The organism is Streptomyces sp. KLMMK (assembly GCF_036961605.1).
GTDB classification, from domain to species: domain Bacteria; phylum Actinomycetota; class Actinomycetes; order Streptomycetales; family Streptomycetaceae; genus Streptomyces; species Streptomyces telluris.
The window spans coordinates 1-2,726 of record NZ_JBAMDC010000604.1 but is presented as its reverse complement, the minus strand read 5'-3'; the positions used below and the strand labels follow the sequence as shown (position 1 = coordinate 2,726).

3 protein-coding genes are annotated in these 2,726 nt (G+C 73.5%); all 3 read left to right on the top strand.

Translation table 11 applies throughout. The annotated features are described in order from the left end of the window. The first annotated feature begins 156 nt into the window (after positions 1-156). On the top strand, positions 157-1,275 hold the full coding sequence (locus V7793_RS36155; protein WP_336013916.1) for an ROK family glucokinase: 1,119 nt from the start codon (positions 157-159) through the stop codon (positions 1,273-1,275). After that, positions 1,275-1,847, top strand: coding sequence for a hypothetical protein (locus V7793_RS36150; RefSeq protein WP_336013915.1), 573 nt, complete (start codon positions 1,275-1,277; stop codon positions 1,845-1,847). Before V7793_RS36155 ends, V7793_RS36150 begins: the two co-directional genes overlap by 1 nt. A 25-nt stretch (positions 1,848-1,872) precedes the next feature. Beyond that, a partial coding sequence (locus V7793_RS36145; RefSeq protein WP_443058078.1) for an alpha/beta fold hydrolase occupies positions 1,873-2,726 on the top strand: 854 nt, incomplete at its 3' end.

Genomic DNA, 2,726 nt, shown 5'->3' with positions numbered 1-2,726 from the left:
CGATGCGGTACGCAACGCTTCCTTGAGGCACAATCGGCCACGACCGTATCCACGAGGCGGAGACCTCCCGAGACCACCGCAGGGACGACGACTCTTGCGAGCACGCAACCGGAGCGACCGTAGAACCGCACAGCTCCACGCCGTGGCGGTGGTGTCATGAGCATGTATCGCGACCTCCACCGGGGCGCGGCGAAGGCCACCGTGCTCCGGACCGTCGGCACGCGCGAGCGCCGCTCGCACCTGACCGCTCCGCGCGTCCCCACCGTCGGCATCGACATCGGCGGCACCAAGGTGATGGCGGGCGTCGTCGACGCCGACGGCATCATCCTGGAGAAGGTCCGCACCGAGACGCCGGACAAGTCCAAGAGCCCCAAGGTCGTCGAGGACACCATCGTCGAGCTGGTCCTCGACCTCTCCGACCGGCACGACGTCCACGCCGTGGGCATCGGCGCGGCCGGCTGGGTCGACGCCGACCGCAACCGCGTCCTGTTCGCCCCGCACCTGTCCTGGCGCAACGAGCCGCTGCGCGACCGCCTCGCCGGCCGCCTCGCCGTCCCCGTCATGGTCGACAACGACGCCAACACCGCCGCCTGGGCGGAGTGGCGCTTCGGCGCCGGCCGCGGCGAGGACCATCTCGTCATGATCACCCTGGGTACGGGCATCGGCGGCGCGATCCTCGAGGACGGCCAGGTCAAGCGCGGCAAGTTCGGCGTCGCCGGCGAGTTCGGCCACATGCAGGTCGTCCCCGGCGGCCACCGCTGCCCGTGCGGCAACCGCGGCTGCTGGGAGCAGTACAGCTCCGGCAACGCCCTGGTGCGCGAGGCCCGCGAGCTGGCCGCCGCCGAGTCCCCCGTCGCGTACGGGATCATCGACCGCGTCGGCGGCAACATCCCCGAGATCACCGGCCCCCTCATCACCGAGCTGGCGCGCTCCGGCGACGCCATGTGCGTGGAACTGCTGCAGGACATCGGCCAGTGGCTCGGCGTCGGCATCGCCAACCTCGCCGCCGCCCTCGACCCCTCCTGCTTCGTCATCGGCGGCGGCGTCAGCGCCGCCGACGACCTTCTGATCGGCCCCGCCCGGGACGCCTTCCGCCGCCACCTCACCGGCCGCGGCTACCGCCCCGAGGCCCGCATCGTCAAGGCCCAGCTCGGCCCCGAGGCCGGCATGGTCGGCGCCGCGGACCTGGCCCGGCTCGTCGCCCGCCGCTTCCGGCGCGCCAACCGCCGCCGCGTCGAGCGCTACGAGCGGTACGCGAGGGCGGGTCGCGCTTGATGACCACCACGGAACACCCCGAGCGCACGGCGCCGCCGCACAGCCCCGGGCAGCCGGACGGCGGCTTCCGCCGCCGCTGCCTGAAGGCCGCCGCCGTCTTCCTGCTCATCGCCATCCCCGCCGGCTACCTCTACATCTCCGCGATGCAGAGCCGCGGCGGCAGCGAGTCCAAGAAGGAGCAGGCGGCCGCCTCCGGCCTGGAGGAGGGCTGGCCCACCCGGCTCCAGCGCCGCCTCTACGAGGTGACCGTCCCGCCCTACGCGGAGGACGTCGCCAGCTACGAGACCAACGCGTGGAAGGCGAGCTCGCTCTTCCTGCAGTTCACGACCACGCGCGAGAAGTTCGACAAGTGGCTCGCCGACGTCGGCACCAGCGCCTCCGAGCTGGAGGAAGGCGAGGTCACCATCGACGAGGACGAGGCCGCCGAGGTCGGCTGGGACCTGGGCGGCGGGCACCGCTGGGCGGGCACCACCGTCGACCAGGACAAGCCCAAGCCCTCCCTGGAGATCACGGCCAACCTCGACGACCCGAAGTACCCGCGGGTTTTTGTGGTGTCCACGACCACGCCCTGATCGCCCTTCCGGGCCGTCGGATAGCGTGGCGCGGGTGAGCGAGAAGCAGACCCCGCAGCCCCTCCAGTACCGGACCGACGGCCCCGAGGACGGGCCCGTCCTGGTCGTCGGCCCCGCACTCGGCACCACCTGGCACATGTGGGACCGCCAGATACCCGAGCTGACCCGGCACTGGCGGGTGCTCCGCTTCGACCTGCCCGGCCACGGCGGCGCCCCCGCCACGCCCACCCCGACCGTCGGCGAACTCGGCGACCGGCTCGTCGCCACGCTCGACTCGCTCGGCGTCGACCGCTTCGGCTACGCCGGCTGCTCGCTCAGCGCCGCCGTCGGCATCGACCTGGCCCTGCGCCACCCGCACCGGCTCGCCTCCCTCGCGCTCGTCGCCGCCTCCGCCCGCTACGGCACGGCCGACTCCTGGCGGCAGCGCGGCGCCGCGGTCCGCAGGGACGGCCTCGACCCCGTCGCCCGCTCCGCGCCCGAGCGCTGGTTCACCGCGAACTTCTCCGGCGCCCAGCCCGCCATCGTCGACTGGGCCGTGCAGATGGTCGGCACCACCGACACGTACTCCTACATCGCCTCGTGCGACGCGCTGGCCGCCTTCGACGTACGGGCCGAGCTGACCCGCATCAGCGTGCCGGCGCTGGTCATCGTCGGCGCCGAGGACACCACGACCCCGCCGGCCGACGCGCGGGTCCTGGTCGCGGGCATCCACGACGCGAAGCTGGCCGTGGTGCCCGGCGCGTCGCACCTGGCCCCGGTGGAACAGCCGTCGGCGGTGACGGACCTGCTGGTCCGCCACTTCACGACGGCCTGGCAGATGTCGACGCAACAGGGGTTGTCGCCGGTGACGGGGGCGTCTCCGGCGCAGGGCGCGGCTGG

Excerpts from the sequence above, each read along its gene's own strand:
- V7793_RS36155 (WP_336013916.1), top strand. The coding sequence starts at position 157 with ATGAGCATGTATCGCGACCTCCACCGGGGCGCGGCGAAGGCCACCGTG.
- V7793_RS36150 (WP_336013915.1), top strand. The coding sequence starts at position 1,275 with ATGACCACCACGGAACACCCCGAGCGCACGGCGCCGCCGCACAGCCCC.